The following is a 16714-nucleotide window of genomic DNA, read 5'->3' as shown; positions in this document are numbered from 1 at the left end:
CGCGCTCGGCATCATTGCAGGCCCCCGAAGACCGCGCCGATATAGGCGGTGGGATCGATCAGGCCGCGTGCGGCCACGCCGGCAAAATCGTAGAGCGGCGCCGGCCAGAGCCCGAGGCCGACGATGGCGGCGGCGAGCACCAGCACGGGCAGCAGCAGCGCCGTGCCGCGGCGGTCGGCGGCGGCCGTGTCGCCGGCGGGGCCGAGCACGGTGCGCGTGCCGTCGGCGGTGCCTTCCGGGCCGCCACGCCAGAAGGCGTAGAGCCAGACCCGGCCGACGGCGAGCGTGGTCAGGAAGCCGGTGGCGAGGATCGCGAAGGCGAGCATGCGCGAGCCGGCGGCGAGCGAGGCATCGACGAGGACCAGCTTCGGCCAGAAGCCCGAGAACGGCGGCAGGCCGGCGACCGAGAGCCCGAGCACGAGGAACAGCCCGGCGAGCAGCGGCGAGGCGCCGTAGAGGCCGCCGAGGCGGCGGAGGTCGAAGCTGCCGTCGACGCGCGCCGCCATGACACCGGCGATGAGGTAGAGCGCCGTCATCGTCAGCATCGAGTGCACGGCATAGACGATCGCGCCGGTGAGTGCCGCCTCGGTGGCGAGCGCCACGCCGACCAGCATCGAGCCGATGCCGGAGATGATCAGGTAGCCGAGCATGCGGCGGAAGTCCGACTGCGCCAGCGCGCCGAGCGCGCCGAGCACCATGGTCAGCGCCGCGATGACGGCGACGAGGCCGCTGAAGGCGTCGGCCTGGCGCGGCAGCAGCATGACCAGCACGCGCAGCAGGGCGTAGACGCCGACCTTGGTCAGCAGGCCGGCGAACAGCGCCGACACCACGATGCGCGGCGTGTGGTAGGAGGCCGGCAGCCAGGCGTTGACCGGGAAGGCGCCGGCCTTCATCGCGAAGGCGAAGAAGAACAGGCAGGCGATGGCGATCAGCGGCGCCGACGACGGCGCGCGCTGCGCCGCGCCGACGATGTCGGCCATGTTGAGCGTGCCGAGCACGCCGTAGAGCAGGCCGATCGCGATCAGGAACAGCGTCGTCGCGACGAGGTTCAGGAAGGCATATTTGATCGTCCCGTCGATCTGCGCCTTTTCCGAGCCCATCACCAGCATGCCGAAGGACGAGATCAGCAGCACCTCGAACCAGACGTAGAGGTTGAAGAGGTCGCCGGTGAGGAAGGCCCCCGAGACGCCGGCCATCAGCAGCAGCAGGAACGGGAAGATGCCGTAGCGCCGCTCGGAGACGTTGAAGCTGTCGCGGGCGTAGAAGGTGGCGACGAGTGCGACCACGGCGGCGGTGACGGCGAAGGTCGCGCCGAGGGCGTCGGCGGTGAAGGAGATGCCGAAGGGCGGCAGCCAGCGCCCCATCGCCATCACGATCGGGCCTTCCGTCGCGACGCGGATGAGCAGCATCACGTCGACGACGAGGGTCAGCGACAGGGCGCCGAGCGCGAGATGCCACTGCAGACCCGAGCGCCAGCGCGTCACGAGGCCGATGGCGCCGGCCACCATCGGAATCAGCACGGGCAGGATCACCAGCCAGTCGGCCGCCGGTATCGGGGCGGCGACGAGGGCGGCGGTCAGGTCGACGGCGGTCGCGGCATGATCGGGGGTCGCCATCGCTGTCAGTATCCCATCGGAGGCGGCGGCTCGCTGCGCGGTTCGGCGATGCGCATGCCGTTGGTGTCGTCGGTGCCGAGCTCCTGGTAGGCGCGGTAGCCGAGCACGAGCAGGAAGGCGAAGAAGGAGAACGAGATCACGATCGCCGTCAGGATCAGCGCCTGCGGCAGCGCGTTGGCGACGCCGGGCGCCGGCACCATCTCGTCGAGGCCGATGAAGGCGGGCACTTCACGCGTCAGCCGGCCGCTGGTGAACAGCAGCAGGTTGACGGCGTTGCCGAGGATGGCGACGCCGATCAGCACGCGGATCAGGTGGCGCGACAGCAGCAGGTAGATGCTGGTGGCGAAGAAGGCGGCGACGAGGCCGGCGAGAGCGGTCTCCATGCGATCAGTCCCCGTCGTATTCTTCGAGGCAGAGCGCGATCGAGGTGATCGCGCCCATCACGACGCAGTAGACCCCGATGTCGAACAGCATCGGCGTCGACAGCGCCGCCTCGGAGCCGAGAATGGTCGGGTAGACCCAGAGCCCCGTCATGAACGGCACGCCGGCCGGCAGCGACAGGATGCCCGCAAGGGCGGCGAGGATCAGGCCGATGCCGGCGATCGACATCGGATGCACCCGGATCGCCCGGCGCACGGTGGCGACGCCGCAGGCGAGTCCGTAGATCGCAAGGCCCGACGCGCCGATCAGCCCGCCGATGAAACCGCCGCCCGGATCGTTGTGGCCGCGCAGCAGCACGAAGATCGAGAACAGCAGCATCAGGCTGGCGATGTAGGGCGCGACGGTGCGGAAGATCAGCGTTCTCATCGGACGGTCTCCGCTCCCCGGCTGTGGCGCGACGCCACGACCTGCTCCGGCTCGGGCACCACCGGCACGCGCCGGCGGCCGCTGAGGCGCACGACGGCGAGGATCGCGAGGCCGGTGATCATCACCACGGCGATCTCACCCAGCGTGTCGAGGCCGCGGAAATCGACGATGATGACGTTCACGACGTTGCGGCCGTGCGCGATGGTGCGGCTGTAGGCGTCGAAGAAGTCGGTCAGGCGGCGGTCGAAGGCCTGCTGCGTCACGGCGAGCAGAATCAGGCCGAAGCCGGCGCCGCAGGTGATCGCGATGGTGCCATCGAGCAGGCGCTGGCTGCTCGGGCGGTGGTCGCGCTCGGCGAGATTGAGCCGGGTCATCGCCAGCGTCAGGATCACCACCGACAGCGTCTCGACCATGAACTGCGTGAACGACAGGTCCGGCGCGCCGAACAGCATGAAGATCAGCGCCACGGCAAAGCCCTGGATGCCGAGCGAGACGATGGCGGTGAGGCGCGTGCGCGCGGCAACCACCGCCGCGAGGCCGAGCAGCGCGATCAGGATGACGCCCGCCTCGTAGAAGGTCGGCTCGGGCATCGCCGGCATCGCGGGCCAGGTGCCGGTGAGGCCCATCGGCAGCAGCAAGGTGAGCGCGACGAGTGCCAGCGTCACCGTCATGTAGACCTCGAGCCGGCCGCCCTGGATCGAGCGGGTCAGCACGGCCGAGAATCGCACGATGACCGAGACGACCTGGTCGAAGCCGCGATCCGGGCCCCAGCCGATGACCTTCAGCGCCCGGGCGACGAGATCGCGCAGGCGGTCGAGCGCGAGGAAGGCGCCGACGCCGAGGATGACCGTGAGGATCGACAGCAGCAGCGGCGCCGAGATGTAGGTCGGGATAAGATGCAGGTCGCTCTCGACCGGGCCGCCGAAGACGGCGGCGGCCATCGGGCCGAGCAGCAGGCTGCCCGTGGTGCCGACGGCGAGCGCCGAGGCGAGGCCGACGAGGCCGAGCACCACCGGCCCGAGCCAGAGCGCCGGAGGCCCTTCGTGGGCGTGCTTGGGCGTATGCACCTCGGGACCGAGGAACGGCTTCAGCGCCACGGCGAAGCCGATCACCAGCATCAGCGCATTGCCGGCGACGGCGGCGGCGAGCAGCCAGATGCTCGAGCCGAGCAGGCCCTCGTAGAGCACTTCCTTCGCGACGAAGCCGATCATCACCGGCAGGCCGGCCATCGAGATTGCGCCGACCAGGGCGGCGGCGAAGGTGATCGGCATCAGTTTGCGCAGGCCGCCGAGCTTGGTCACGTCACGCGTGCCGGCCTCGTGGTCGATGATGCCGGCGACCATGAACAGGGCACCCTTGAACAGCGAATGGGCGAAGAGATAGAGCACCGCGCCTTCGATCGCCTTCTCGCTGCTGGTGCCGGTCAGCAGCACGAGCAGGCCGAGCGAGGCGACCGTCGTATAGGCGAGCATCAGCTTGAGGTCGGTCTGGCGCACGGCGAGCAGCGTGCCGACCAGCAGCGTCACCGCGCCGAACAGCGGCAGGATCGTCATCCAGAGCACGGTGTCGCCGAGCACCGGCTGCAGGCGCATCAGGAGATAGACGCCGGCCTTCACCATGGTCGCGCTGTGGAGATAGGCCGACACGGGGGTCGGCGCCTCCATGGCATTGGGCAGCCAGAAGTGGAACGGGAACTGCGCCGACTTGGTGAAGGCGCCGCCGAGCACCAGCAGCAGGATCGGCACGTAGAGCAGCGAATTGCGCAGCACGTCGCCGCTCGCCAGCACTTCGGACATTTCCTTGGTGCCGGTGACCGAGGCGATCAGCAACACGCCGGCCATCAGGGCGAGGCCGCCGCCGCCGGTGACGAGCAGCGCCTGCAGCGCGGCGCGGCGCGAGGCGGCGCGGGAATGGTCGAAGCCGATCAGCAGGAACGAGGTGATCGACGTCAGTTCCCAGTAGATGAACAGGGCGATCAGGTTGTCGGCGATGACGAGGCCGAGCATCGCGCCCATGAACATCAGGATGAACGAGAAGAAGCGCCCGAGCTGCGGATGGCCGGCGAGGTAGCCGCCGGCGTAGACGACGATCAGCGTGCCGATGCCCGAGATCAGCAGCGCGAAGACCAGCGACAGGCCGTCGATGAAATAGGAGAGCCGGACGCCGTAGGCCGGCAGCCAGTCGGCCGCCGCCGTCGCGGTGCCACCGGCCGCGACCAGCGGCACGAGGCTGGCGAACTGCAGAAAGATCGCGAAGGGAACGAGGGCGAGCACCCATCCGGCCCGCGCGCCGAGCAGACGGTGCAGCACGGGGGCGACAAGGGCGGCGAGGAACGGCGCGGCGGCGGCCAGAAAGATCCAGTCGTGCGTCTCGCTCGTCATATCTCCGCCTTGTGGAGGTCGCGGTGGTCGACACGTGACCGGCCTGTGATCAGGACGCCGGCCGACCGAATCCCGCTCGAATCGTCGGATGCTCCGAGAACTAACGCCAAGTCATGCCGCGGGCAAGGAAAGTCGAACCGGCGGCGCCTGACGATTTCGTGGGTCATACGGTGGACTGCGTATCGCGCTCCGCGGCGCGGCCGGCGCGGATCGACGCGAGTGACCGGATCTGCCGGCCGGATCCATCGAAATTCGAGGGGCTGAGAAAGTCGAGGAAGGCCGCCTTGACCACCGGCCAGTCGCCGTCGACCACGGAAAACCATGCCGTATCGCGATTGCGGCCCTTGTAATGGGTGGCCTGGCGGAAAATGCCTTCGAAGACGAAGCCGAGCCGCTCGGCGGCACGCATCGACGGCGCATTGAGACGATCACACTTCCACTCGTAGCGACGATAACCGAGGTCGTCGAACGCACGGGCCATCAGGAGGAACATCGCCTCGGTCGACTGCGCGGTCCGCTGCAATGCCGGCGAGAGATGGATGTGGCCGACCTCGATCACCCCGCCCGCGGGGTCGATGCGCAGATAGCTCGCGACGCCGACGGCGCGGCCCGTGACGCGGTCGATGACGGCGTGGAACAGCGGGTCGTCGCCGCGGCAGGTCGCGTCCATCCAGGCGCCGAAGGCGGCGCGGTCGGCGAACGGGCCATAGCCGAGATAGGTCCAGTTGCGCCCCTCGGCATCGGCGCCGAAGGCGGCGAACAGGTCGTCGCCGTGCCGGTCCGGATCGAGCGGCTCGAGCCGCACGAGCCGCCCATCGGCCGGCGTGCGCGGCGGCCGCGCGGCCCCGGACCAGTCGCCGAGCGGGCGGCCGACCGGCTGGCCGAATGCGTTGAGAAGCGGTTCGGCGACTGCGGACATCAAACCTCCATCACGAAGTTTTTGGGCACGCGGCGGGGAATGAACCCCGGACGTCGTGCGTTGACCAGGCGCAGCCGACCGCTGCCGACCTGCTTTGCCCAGCTCGAAAGGAGCCCAGATCCAATGCCTTCGACCAAGTTCCGGACCCTCGCCGTAGCCGCCCTGTTCAGCCTCGCCGGTGCGACCGCCGCCCTCGCCGACCGCCCGCCGACGCTTGAGGAACGGGCCGCGATCCAGGAGGTGCTGATCGCCGAAGGCTTCACCAGCTGGGAGAAGATCGAACTCGACGACGACGGCCTGTGGGAGATCGACGACGCCATCCATACCGATGGCATGAAGTACGATCTCGAACTCGACAGCAACCTCGCGGTGGTCAAGCGCGAGCGCGACTGACCGCGTCCGGCGCGACCGCCGTCGCCCTGCGACCAGGCCCACGGTTGCCGGAGCCCGGCCGGCGCCTTACATGCGCCCCAGCACGGCGGCCGGGCTCCGCTCCCGCCACGCCCGCCGCCGAAACGGATCGCAGAAGGAGAAGCCGCAATGGCCGACGTCGCCGAAAAGATCGTCCGGACGGATGCCGAATGGCGCGAGATGCTGACCCCCGAGCAGTACCGCGTCACCCGCAAGCACGGCACCGAGCGTGCTTTCACGGGCCCGAACTGGGACACGAAGGCGGCCGGGACCTATTCTTGCGTCTGCTGCGGCAACCCGCTGTTCGAATCGGAAACGAAGTTCGACTCCGGCACCGGCTGGCCGAGCTTCTACGCCCCGCTCGCCCCCGAGGCGGTCGAGGAACACAGCGACCGCTCGTTCTTCATGCGCCGGACCGAGGTGCGCTGTGCGAAGTGCGATGCGCATCTCGGCCACGTCTTTCCGGACGGCCCCGCGCCGACCGGCCTGCGCTACTGCATGAACGGCACCGCGATGACGCTCGACCGTCGCGATTGAAGCCCTCGCTTCAGGCGAGTTCGAAGCGGATCGGCTGGGCGCCCTTCCACAGCGTCATCTTGCCGAGCTCGGTCACCTTGTCGAGGTCGGAGGTGATGGTGATGAAGTGGTTGCCGGCGAGCTGGCCCATCTTGCAGGCGAAGTGCACGCCGCCGTAGGCGAGCAGGATCTCCGTCTCGCTGATGCCGCCCGGATAGAGGATGATCTGGCCCGGGGCCGGGTAGCTGGTGTGGTTCTCGTAGCCGACGTCGAAGTTCATGTCGCCGAGCGGCATCCAGACGCCCTCGCCGCTCCAGCGCACGTGCACCACCTGGCTTTCGAACGGCAGCCGCGACAGGAAGGATGCGCAGGTCGCGGGCGCCTTCTCGGTCTCGAGCTTCGCGTCGAAGGTGTAGGGTCCGGCGGTGATCTTCAGCTTCGTCATCGTGTCCTTCTCCGTCAGCAGGTCCGCTCGCCGCCCTTGAAAATGGCCGATGGCCGGCCGGCGCGCGCGAATCGTCGAACCACTCTACGCGATCCGCGCGCGCTGCCGCAGCCACGCCGGCGGCCTTGCGTCGCGGCGCCGCCTTTGCCAAGCCTTCCACGGGCGGCCGTTCCCGTCTGACCTTGTCCCGAACCCTGCCCCACCGTCCGCCAACCGAGGCCGTTCGACAAAACCATGACCAAGCCCCTGCCGCCCCGCACCGAGAAGCGCCCCGTCGCCCGCACCATCCACGGCACCGAGATCGTCGACGACTACGGCTGGCTGCGATCGGCGCGCTGGCAGGAGGTGTTCCGCGACACGAGCCTGCTCGAGCCCGACATCCGCGCCCACCTCGAGGCGGAGAACGCCTACACCAAGGCCGAAATGGCCGGAACCGAGGATTTGCAGACGGCGCTCGTCAAGGAGATGCGGGCGCGGATCAAGGAGGACGATTCGTCCGTCCCCTCCCCCGACGGGGCCTATGCCTATGCGATGCGCTACGAGGAGGGCGGCCAGCATCCGAAGATCGTGCGCACGCCGCGCGACGGCGGCCCGGAGACGCTGCTCCTAGACGCGGACGCCCTCGCCAAGGGCAAGGCCTATTTCAAGCTCGGCGGCGCCGAGCACAGCCCCGACCACCGCTTGCTGGCCTGGTCGGCCGACGACAAGGGCTCGGAGTACTACACCGTCAAGCTGCGCGACCTCGACACCGGCACCGATCTCGCCGACGAGATCGCCTCGACCACCGGCGGCGTCGCCTTCGCCGCCGACGGCAAGAGCTTCTTCTACGCCGTGCTCAACGAGAACCACCGCGCCGAGAAGATCTTCCGGCACGTCGTGGGCACCCCCGCCGAGGACGACGTGCTCGTCTACCAGGAGAGCGATCCGGCCTTCTTCATCGGCGTCGGCAAGACGCAGTCCGGCCGCTTCATCGTCATCGACGCGCACGACCACGAGACCTCGGAAGTGCGCCTGATCCCGGCCGACGCGCCGGAGACGCCGCCGCATCTCGTCGAGGCGCGTGCGACCGGCGTCGAATACAGCGTCGAGGACGACGGCGGCGACATGCTGCTGATCACCACCAACGCCGACGCGCCGGACTTCAAGATCGTCTCGGCGCCGCTCGCCGATCCCGGCCGCGACAACTGGGTCGACGTGGTGCCGCACGTCCCCGGCCGGCTGATCATCGCCGCCACCGTCTACGCCGACCGCCTCGTCAGGCTCGAGCGCGAGAACGGGCTGCCGCGGATCGTGATCCGGCAGCTCTCGACGGGCGAGGAACACGCGATCGCCTTCGACGAGGAGGCCTATTCGCTCGGCCTCGCCGGCTCCTACGAGTTCGACACCACGATGCTGCGCTTCACCTATTCGTCGATGACGACGCCGGCGCGCGTCTACGACTACGACATGGCGACGCGCGAGCGCACGCTGCGCAAGCAGCAGGAGGTGCCGTCGGGGCACGATCCGGCCGACTACGTCACCCGCCGCGTGCAGGCGCCGAGCGCCGACGGCGAACTCGTCCCCGTCTCGCTGCTCTACCACAAGGATACGCCGCTCGACGGCTCGGCGCCGCTGGTGCTCTACGGCTACGGCGCCTATGGCATCGCGATGCCGGCCTCGTTCTCGACCGGCGTGTTCTCGCTGGTGAACCGCGGCTTCGTCTATGCCATCGCCCACATCCGCGGCGGCAACGACAAGGGCGACCACTGGTACCGGACGGCACGCAAGGCCGGCAAGACGAAGACCTTCGAGGACTTCGTCGCCGCCGGCGAGCACCTCGTCCGCGAGGGCTTCACCAGCCGCGGCCGCATCGTCGCGATGGGCGGCTCGGCGGGCGGCATGCTGATGGGCGCGGTCGCCAACATGGCGCCGGACCTCTTCGGCGGCGTGATCGCGATCGTGCCCTTCGTCGACGTGCTCAACACGATGCTCGACGACACCCTGCCGCTGACGCCGCCGGAATGGCCCGAGTGGGGCAACCCGATCGAGAGCGCCGAGGATTTCGCGACGATCCTCGCCTACTCGCCCTACGAGAACGTCTCGGCGCAGGCCTACCCGCCGATCCTCGCCATCGCCGGTCTCACCGACCCCCGCGTCACCTACTGGGAGCCGGCGAAATGGGTGGCGCGGCTGCGCGAACTCTCCACCGGCGACAGCCCGGTGCTGATGCAGATCGACATGGATTCCGGCCACGGCGGGGCTGCGGGCCGGTTCGACGCGCTCAAAGAGAGCGCCCTGCGCTTTGCCTTCGCGCTGAAGGTGATGGGGAAGGCGGGCTGAGGAATCCGCCCGAGCCGCGGAGTACGATGGGGGCGGAGACTGAAACAGGTCACTATGATTCTGTTTCAGATTTGAATGTCCGCGATGGGTGGCGTGCCGATCTCTACAGGAGCGGGTTAGGGCTGGTCAGGAGCGACGAGCAGATAGCTAATGTTTCCGTTGCGACGAACGACACGCTCTACGTTCACCGCATCACCTACGCGATGAAGGATTGACGACCTAAGTGCTATTGTTTCCTTACCCTCGATAGGCGAAATTTGGTAGCCGTAACTTGGCTGCCTTCCACGCGCTAAGTACCCTTCTCCAGAATGTGTAATCGCGACGATCACGCCGCTGATGTGAATTCTTTCAACAACAGGAGATGACTGAATAATTGGCTGGTAAAGGAGGCCTGCCAAGATCACCGTAGTCACAACAGCCGCCCAAAAATGCTCGCGAATGTATTGCCAAACTACGGCCATTACACAAAGTCCTCCGCGCATTTCCTGTCAGATAGATGGCTCAATTCCCCGGTTCATCGTGCTATTTTCAGTGCGCGCACTTTAGTCGGCCCCGGTCGATTCCGGCTCCATGCTTTCGAGAGATTCCCAAAACCCGCGACAGATTTGCTCCAAGACAACGGCGACGTGCAAGGTCCGCTTCAGACCGCCTTGTGCCCTAAACGACAGAGATGAGTCGCAAGCGGACTCTGAAACAGAATTCACAATTCTGTTTCGGCGACGGCCCCTCGTTTCCGACGCCAACGTTGTCGGAGCCGAAGCTAATTCGGCTTCGGCCGCGCGGGCACCCTCGTGAAACAGGGTAAGCCAACCCGTTAAGTTGATAAGGCGTGAACGCTCTACCTTGGGCATCATTCTCACAACGCCCCACGTGCGTATATGTGGCGCATATGTGCCTGGACGGCATCCTGTACGCCTCCGGCGTCGATGGCGCGAAAAACTTGATGTGCAGATTTCCAGCACCGCCACGACCTGGCGCCGGGCGACCAATGTCGGGTCGTGACGGGTGTTTTGACCGCCCACAAGATCGTGAGCGGCCGATCCGCGGCCGGTCGCGCCGCGTATCCGGACTGACGACAGCGGCGACCGTCCGCCGACGCGCCAGCCGGAGCTGCACCATGATCTTCGCCAGAAGCCCCGCGCGCCGTGCCCTCGCCGGCCTCATGACCCTCATCGGCCTCGCCGGTCCGGCGGGCGCCACCGATGTGCCGCCGCCGCACGGCCCCCTGGTGATGGAAGAGTTCTTCGCCGGCCGCACGGTCGGCGACGGCGTGTTCCGCGCGCCGATCGCCGGCGTCGAGCGCCGCTTCCGCGTCATCGCCGACGGCAGCTTCGACGGCCGCACGCTGATCCTGAAAGAGCACATCGTCTACGAGGACGGCCAGGTCGTCGACGAGGCCTGGCGCTTCGAGAAGCTCGCCCGCGGCGGCTACGACGGCAAGCGCACCCATGTCGCGACCATCGTGCCGGTGAGGGTCGACGAGAGCGGCATCGTCAGCATGGGCTACGTCGCCACCGTGGCCGGGCCGGACGGCACCGAACGACAGTTGCGCTTCGACGACGAACTGCGCCTGACCGGTCCACGCACCGTGCTGAACACCGCCCGCGTGCGCTGGTTCGGCCTGCCGATCGGCACGGTCGAGGTCACGTTCCGGAAATAGCGCGGCACACTGACCCGCTGCCGATAGTGAGCCGGAGGGTCGGCGTGCCCGGCCTCGTCCTTCGAGACAGGCGCTGCGCGCCTTCCTCAGGATGAGGCCTCCGGTAATTTCGTCAATTCACTCAAATTCTTGCCCTTTTCCCTCATCCTGAGGAAGGCGCGCAGCGCCTGTCTCGAAGGACGAGGGAAAAGCCCGGGCGTCGGCGAGCCGTCCTGCCTTACTGACCGACCGCCGCCCCCTCCGCCGCCGGCTCGACCAGCGCGGCGCTCTTCGCGATCAGCTCGCGCAGGCCGGCGAGTTCGCCGCGGATCGTGGCCAGTGCGCCGGAGGCGGTCTCGTACCGGCTCTCGGCGTCCGCCGCGGCAGCGGCCGTCTCGCGGCGGCGCTGCTCGAGTTCGCCGACGGTTGCGGCGAGCGTGGTGACCTCCGCCTGGCGCGACGAGACCGCCGCGAGCAGCGGCACCAGCCGGTTGTTGGAGCGCACGAGATCGCGCTCGCGCAGCGCCGTCTCGGCCTCGGCGAGCGCGAGGCGCTGTTCCGCGGCGTCGAGCGTGCGCACCGCTCGCCGGACCGACAGGGTGGCCTCCCGGTCGGCGGTCTCGGCTTTTGCCTGCGCGGCGGCCGCGACATTGACCTGCCGCTGCCGGGCCTCCGCAGCGGCGGAGAGCGAAACCAGCCGGCTGCGGGCGCGGACGAGGTCGCGCTCGATCTGCGCGGAGGCAGCGTCCAGCTCCTCGCGCTCCGTCTCCCACCTTGCCGCCGCGGCGAGCGAGGCGGACGCGGCCTCGACGTCGGCGCCGAGGTCCGCGAGCTGCCGTTCGCGCGCCCCGATCGCGGCGATCATCGGCACCAGCCGGTTGTGGTTGCGCACCAGCGCGGTGGCCGCCGCCGTATTCCCCGCGGCGAGGTCGCTCGCTGCCGTCTTCGCGCGCGCTTCCTCGGCCCGCGCCGCCGCCGCGTCGCTTTCGGACGCGTCGAGCCGTGTGATCGCGGCGGCGAGCTGGCGCTCGCGCACTGCCACCGCCGCCTCGCGCGAGACGACCGCGCTCGTCGCCCGGCTCGACCGGCGTTCGAGGTCGGCGAGACGGGCCTTCACCCCGGCCTCGGTGCCGACGGCCTGGCGCAGCAGCGCCACTTCGCGCTGCAGGTCGTTGTTCTCGCTCCAGGTGGCGAAGGTGATCGCCCAGCCGGCGAGACCGAACAGCGCCAGCGCGCCCGCCGTCACGAGAAGGGTCCGCGGCCTGATCGATACCGTGCCACCTGCGGTCCGTGCCATGGGTCCCCTCCCTGATCGCGCTGAGACTGGTCGAGCCGGCCGCACGCCCCGGCCGCCGACGCCACATCGAGCAAGACTAGCCGATGAGCAGACGTCCGACGAGATCGGCGTTGGGCGAAGGTCGGTTCGGTTGATGGCAAAGCGTGGCGATATCCGGGGCTCGGCCAGCGCAAAGGGCCCGCTCCCGCGCCGTTCCGACCGGTCTTGCGCCGCGCCGGCGGCGTCCCGACATGACAGGGGTACGCCCGGGCGGCGGCGACGGCGTTGCCGTGGCCGCGGCGACCTTTTAAGGTCGCGCCCGGAACCCACCACATCGGGGTGGCGTTGTCGGAGGACCGGGTCGCCGTCGCGCGCGCCCGCCGCCGGCGCCCCCCGCCCGTCACGCCGCTGCGCCCTGCCCCGCGCCGCGGATCAACCCCCACCCAAGGAGACCATGATGGCTTTCGAACTTCCGGAACTGCCCTACGCCTATGACGCGCTCGGCCCGTACATGTCGGCCGAGACGCTCGAGTTCCACCACGACAAGCACCACCAGGCCTACGTCACCAACGGCAACAAGCTGCTGGAAGGCTCGGGGCTCGAGGGCAAGAGCCTCGAGGAGATCGTCAAGGAGAGCTACGGCAAGAACGCCGGCCTCTTCAACAACGCTGGCCAGCACTTCAACCACATCCATTTCTGGAAGTGGATGAAGCCGAACGGCGGCGGCGCGATCCCGGGCGAGCTCGAGAAGGCGATCATCGCCGACATCGGCTCGGTCGCGAAGTTCCGCGAGGAGTTCCTCGCCGCCGGCGCCGGCCAGTTCGGCTCGGGCTGGGCCTGGCTGACGCTGAAGGACGGCAAGCTCTCCGTCACCAAGACCCCGAACGGCGAAAACCCGCTGGTGCACGGCGGCACGCCGCTGCTCGGCGTCGACGTCTGGGAGCACTCCTATTACATCGACTACCGCAACGCGCGGCCGAAGTATCTCGAGGCCTTCTTCGACAACCTCGTCAACTGGGACTACGTCGCCGAGCTCTACGCCAAGGCGGCCTGACCTTCGCCGGGCGGCTCTCCCGATCGGAGAGCCGCCCGGTTTCCCCGCTGCGGGACCGGCGCGTTTCCATCAAAAATTAAGCCCGGCGCGGCACTCTGCGTCCCTGTTGGGGGACAGCATGGCCGAGCCGGAAGACAGTCGCAGCTTCAAGCAGATCGTCCTCATCGACGACAACCGGACGTTCACGGTCCTGCTGCGTTCGGTGCTGTGGGAGTTCGGCTTCCGCGCCATCGTCGATTTCGACAATCCCGACGAGGCGATCGACTACATGAAGACGTCGTTCGTCGACGTCTGCTTTCTCGACCTGATGATGCCCGGCACCAACGGCTTCAAGGTCGCCGACCGGGCACGGCACAGCCCGGACCTGCGCAACCGCATGATGCCGATCATCATGATCACCGGCCATGCCGACCGCACCAACATCCAGCGCGCGATCAACCACGGCATCGACGAGGTGCTGGTGAAGCCGATCCGGCCGAAGCACGTCTACCAGCGGCTGATGGGCGCGATCGACACGCCGCGGGTCTACATCAAGACCCGCAGCGGCTATTTCGGCCCCGACCGCCGCCGCCGGCACGACCCGAACTACCGGGGACCGGAACGGCGCAAGGTCGAGGACCACCAGGTACTCACCGCGGAAGGCTTCGTGCACATCCGCGAGGTCCGCGCCGCCGAACGCCTCGCCGCCGCCGCCCGCCGCGCCAGCGAAGCCCCGGCAGCCCCGACGGCCGTGGCCCCGGCGCCGACGCCGGCTCCAACTGCGAAGGTCGATCAGATCTTCCTCGACTGAGGGGGAGGCAGGACCGGGACAATGGGTGAGGCAGGCCGGGCGAGACAGCGCTGCGAGACACCCGGCGATGCCTTGCATCGCATTGGCTTTGGGACGGGGACGGGACCGGACCGGACCCGCGCGGGTTTCTCCATTCCCCTCCGCCGTCATTGCCGGGCTTGACCCGGCAACCCAATGGCCTGGGTAGATTGGCCGAGTACCTGATTGAAAAACAACAATTATCGACGATGCGCCATCGCCCGCGGCACGGCGAGTGGGTCGCCGGGTCAAGCCCGGCGATGACGGCGGAGAGTGAGTGGATGTCCGCTTTCCGTCGGCCAGCACTGGTTCCCGGTAAGGCGGTCGGGCCGCTCCTGACCACCGAGCCTCCAACCGGATGCCTCGCCGCGCTGTCGCCCCCGCCTTACGTCGGCACACCCTGCCGGCAGATCGCGCTGTAGACATTCGCCGAATAGCGGCTCTGCAGGTCGTAGAGCCAGGCCCGGCATTCCGGCTCGCTCTGGAAGCAGCGGCGCTGGCGGATGGTCTGGAGGTCGTCGTCGTAGAAGCTGGCGCGCTCGCGCTGGCCGTGGAAGCCGCCGTACCAGACGCTGCCCGGCCCGACCGCGGCCTCGATCGCCGCGCAGCCGGCCGAGCCGATCTGCGGAGGACCACCCGCATCGGCGCCAACGCAGGCGGCGAGGCCGGCGGCGCCCGCCAGGACGGCGAGTGACAGCAGCGCCTTCACTGGCGCACCGTCGTGCCGCCGTCGGCGATCTCCAGCACCATCTTCCGGCGCACCACGGTCGGGAACGCGTCGGTCCGCTCCACCGTCATCACGAAGGCGCCGGGGCCGCCGATCACGTCGCGGCGGTAGTGCTCGTCGAGCGGCTCGTTGGCGACGCGGCGCACGACGCCGCCGGGGCCGGCGATGACGAGGCCGTTGATGGTGATGCCCTTGGCGACCGCGTCGTCGCGGGCGAACTGCACGGGACGGCCGCCGATGTTCGGCCCGTCGCCGGAGACGTCGATCACCATCTTGAGGCCCTCATAGGCATTGCTCTCGATCAGGCCGACCGAGAAGTCGATCGCCGCCGAAATCGAGTTGTAGCCTACAGCGGCGCGCGGCCGGCTGACCAGTGCGTCGGCGAAGGCCTGCGCCGAGGTTTCGTCCTCGATCACCATCCAGTCGACGATGACGTGCTGCGAGCCCGGGCCGCCCCACTCGACATAGGCGAGGGCGATCTTGCCGATCAGGCCGCCGCGGATGACGTCGAGCACGTCGCGGCTGGTGACCGCCTCGGCATAGCCGCGGCGCTGCAGGGCGAGTTCGTCATCGTCGATGGAACCGGAGCCGTCGGCCGCGAGCACGAGCTCGACGTCGACCTGCTCGGCGACGGCCGGGGTGATTGCCGCCGCGATGACGACCGCGAAGGCCAGCAAGCGTGCACCGATCCGACGCATTGGTCCCTCCGCCCAGTCGTTCACCCTATTTGGGAGATGGCCCGGAAGGATGAGACGTCAAGGGTGCGTCGCCCTCAGCCGTGCGCGAAGTCCCAATAGAGTTCGCGCGCCTTCGCCATCACGGGGCCGGGCTGGAAATGGCGGCCGTCGATCTGCGTCACCGGCACGACCTTGGAATAGTTGCCGGTCGAGAACACCTCGTCGGCTTCGAGGAAGTCGCGCGGGCGGAGCTGCGTCTCGGCGACGTCCATGCCGGCGGCGCGGAGCAGGTTGATGGTGCGCTGGCGGGTGATGCCGTTGAGAAAGCTGCCGTTCGGCACCGGCGTCGCGACCTTGCCGTCCTTGACGAGGAAGAGGTTCGAGGTCGCGGTCTCGGCGATGTTGCCGAGCATGTCGCACATGATCGCGTTCTCGAAGCCGCGCGCCTTTGCTTCGCGCAGGGCCCGGCCGCTGTTCGGATAGAGGCAGCCCGCCTTGGCGTCGGTCGGTGCGACTTCATAGGATGGGCGGCGGAACGACGAGATGGTGGCGGTGAAGCCGGTCGGCGCCGGCATCGGCGTCTCATAGAGGCAGAGACAGAAGCGGGTCGAGGCGGCCAGCGGGTCGACGCCCATGAAGCCGCCCTCCTCCGCCCAGTACATCGGCCGGATATAGACCGCGGTGCCGGCGGCGAACTTCGCCACGCCCTCGCGGGCGAGCTCGGCGATCTCCCCGGCGGCCATCGTCGCGGCAAGGCCCATGGCGACGGCGCTGCGGTTGACGCGGGCGCAGTGCAGGTCGAGGTCCGGCATCACGCCCTCGAAGGCGCGCGCGCCGTCGAAGACGCTGGAGCCCTGCCAGAAGGCGTGGCTGCGCGGACCGAGCACCGGCTCGTTGCCCGAACGCCAGCCGCCGTCGATATAGGTCCAGGTTTCCGACCACTCCGCCATCGCGTCCTCGCCCCGTTCGCTCATCTCAGCGGCCGTTCTGGCCCCGCCGGGGCGGATGGTCAAGCGCGGGAAACGCCGCTCGCGGCGTTCGCGGTTGCGTGCCGCGACGATCCGGCTAGTGTCGCCTCGGCGGCACGCACCGGCAGCAGCCGGCGACGGCCGCCGCCAG

Annotated in this window: 16 protein-coding genes; 6 read left to right on the top strand and 10 right to left on the bottom strand. The window is 68.8% G+C overall.

Annotated features, from left to right (window positions below; all coding sequences use genetic code 11):
• Positions 1–11 precede the first annotated feature (11 nt).
• From I5731_RS04650 to I5731_RS04630, 5 genes are all read right to left on the bottom strand, one after another.
• Positions 12–1616, bottom strand: coding sequence for a Na+/H+ antiporter subunit D (locus I5731_RS04650; protein ID WP_197310207.1), 1605 nt, complete (start codon positions 1614–1616; stop codon positions 12–14).
• 5 nt (positions 1617–1621) lie between these two features.
• Complete coding sequence (locus I5731_RS04645) at positions 1622–1999, bottom strand: Na+/H+ antiporter subunit C (protein WP_197310206.1); 378 nt, start codon at positions 1997–1999, stop codon at positions 1622–1624.
• A gap of 4 nt (positions 2000–2003) precedes the next feature.
• Complete coding sequence (locus I5731_RS04640) at positions 2004–2423, bottom strand: Na+/H+ antiporter subunit B (protein WP_197310205.1); 420 nt, start codon at positions 2421–2423, stop codon at positions 2004–2006.
• Positions 2420–4804 (bottom strand): putative monovalent cation/H+ antiporter subunit A, encoded by a 2385-nt coding sequence (locus tag I5731_RS04635; RefSeq protein ID WP_197310204.1) that lies wholly within the window; start codon positions 4802–4804, stop codon positions 2420–2422. Before I5731_RS04635 ends, I5731_RS04640 begins: the two co-directional genes overlap by 4 nt.
• A 163-nt stretch (positions 4805–4967) precedes the next feature.
• Positions 4968–5723 carry a GNAT family N-acetyltransferase gene (locus I5731_RS04630; RefSeq protein ID WP_197310203.1) on the bottom strand — a complete coding sequence of 252 codons (756 nt, stop codon included), beginning with the start codon at positions 5721–5723 and terminating at the stop codon, positions 4968–4970.
• A 123-nt stretch (positions 5724–5846) separates the two neighbouring features.
• On the opposite strand from I5731_RS04630, the gene I5731_RS04625 reads away from it, so the two are divergent.
• Complete coding sequence (locus I5731_RS04625) at positions 5847–6116, top strand: PepSY domain-containing protein (RefSeq protein ID WP_197310202.1); 270 nt, start codon at positions 5847–5849, stop codon at positions 6114–6116.
• 147 nt (positions 6117–6263) lie between these two features.
• Complete coding sequence (msrB, locus tag I5731_RS04620; protein ID WP_197310201.1) at positions 6264–6671, top strand: peptide-methionine (R)-S-oxide reductase MsrB; 408 nt, start codon at positions 6264–6266, stop codon at positions 6669–6671.
• Between the two features lie 10 nt (positions 6672–6681).
• On the opposite strand, the gene I5731_RS04615 is transcribed toward msrB, so the two are convergent.
• Positions 6682–7095 (bottom strand): DUF3830 family protein, encoded by a 414-nt coding sequence (locus I5731_RS04615; RefSeq protein WP_197310200.1) that lies wholly within the window; start codon positions 7093–7095, stop codon positions 6682–6684.
• Positions 7096–7329: 234 nt separating this feature from the next.
• Here I5731_RS04615 and I5731_RS04610 point away from each other — a divergent pair, with 234 nt between their 5' ends.
• Positions 7330–9414 carry a S9 family peptidase gene (locus I5731_RS04610; protein WP_197310199.1) on the top strand — a complete coding sequence of 695 codons (2085 nt, stop codon included), beginning with the start codon at positions 7330–7332 and terminating at the stop codon, positions 9412–9414.
• Positions 9415–10531: 1117 nt separating this feature from the next.
• Positions 10532–11074, top strand: a complete 543-nt coding sequence (locus I5731_RS04605; protein WP_197310198.1) for a DUF3833 family protein — start codon at positions 10532–10534, stop codon at positions 11072–11074.
• A 217-nt stretch (positions 11075–11291) separates the two neighbouring features.
• On the opposite strand, the gene I5731_RS04600 is transcribed toward I5731_RS04605, so the two are convergent.
• Complete coding sequence (locus tag I5731_RS04600; protein ID WP_197310197.1) at positions 11292–12350, bottom strand: coiled-coil domain-containing protein; 1059 nt, start codon at positions 12348–12350, stop codon at positions 11292–11294.
• A 436-nt stretch (positions 12351–12786) separates the two neighbouring features.
• Here I5731_RS04600 and I5731_RS04595 point away from each other — a divergent pair, with 436 nt between their 5' ends.
• Both I5731_RS04595 and I5731_RS04590 read left to right on the top strand, forming a co-directional pair.
• Positions 12787–13383, top strand: a complete 597-nt coding sequence (locus tag I5731_RS04595) for a superoxide dismutase (RefSeq protein ID WP_197310196.1) — start codon at positions 12787–12789, stop codon at positions 13381–13383.
• A gap of 118 nt (positions 13384–13501) precedes the next feature.
• Positions 13502–14173 (top strand): response regulator, encoded by a 672-nt coding sequence (locus I5731_RS04590; RefSeq protein ID WP_197310195.1) that lies wholly within the window; start codon positions 13502–13504, stop codon positions 14171–14173.
• 403 nt (positions 14174–14576) lie between these two features.
• Here the strand turns inward: I5731_RS04590 and I5731_RS04585 are convergent, their stop codons facing one another.
• From I5731_RS04585 to I5731_RS04575, 3 genes are all read right to left on the bottom strand, one after another.
• On the bottom strand, positions 14577–14900 hold the full coding sequence (locus tag I5731_RS04585) for a hypothetical protein (RefSeq protein WP_197310194.1): 324 nt from the start codon (positions 14898–14900) through the stop codon (positions 14577–14579).
• Entirely contained in the window at positions 14897–15595 is a 699-nt protein-coding gene (locus I5731_RS04580) for a DUF1194 domain-containing protein (RefSeq protein WP_235981544.1), read from the bottom strand. Before I5731_RS04580 ends, I5731_RS04585 begins: the two co-directional genes overlap by 4 nt.
• Before the next feature lie 95 nt (positions 15596–15690).
• The gene (locus I5731_RS04575) at positions 15691–16569 is read right to left on the bottom strand and encodes a branched-chain amino acid aminotransferase (RefSeq protein ID WP_235981543.1); all 879 of its coding nucleotides are present in this window, start codon (positions 16567–16569) and stop codon (positions 15691–15693) included.
• Positions 16570–16714 lie beyond the last annotated feature (145 nt).

This window comes from Methylobrevis albus, assembly GCF_015904235.1.
Lineage (GTDB): Bacteria > Pseudomonadota > Alphaproteobacteria > Rhizobiales > Pleomorphomonadaceae > Methylobrevis_A > Methylobrevis_A albus.
This window is presented reverse-complemented; position numbering and strand designations above follow the sequence as displayed.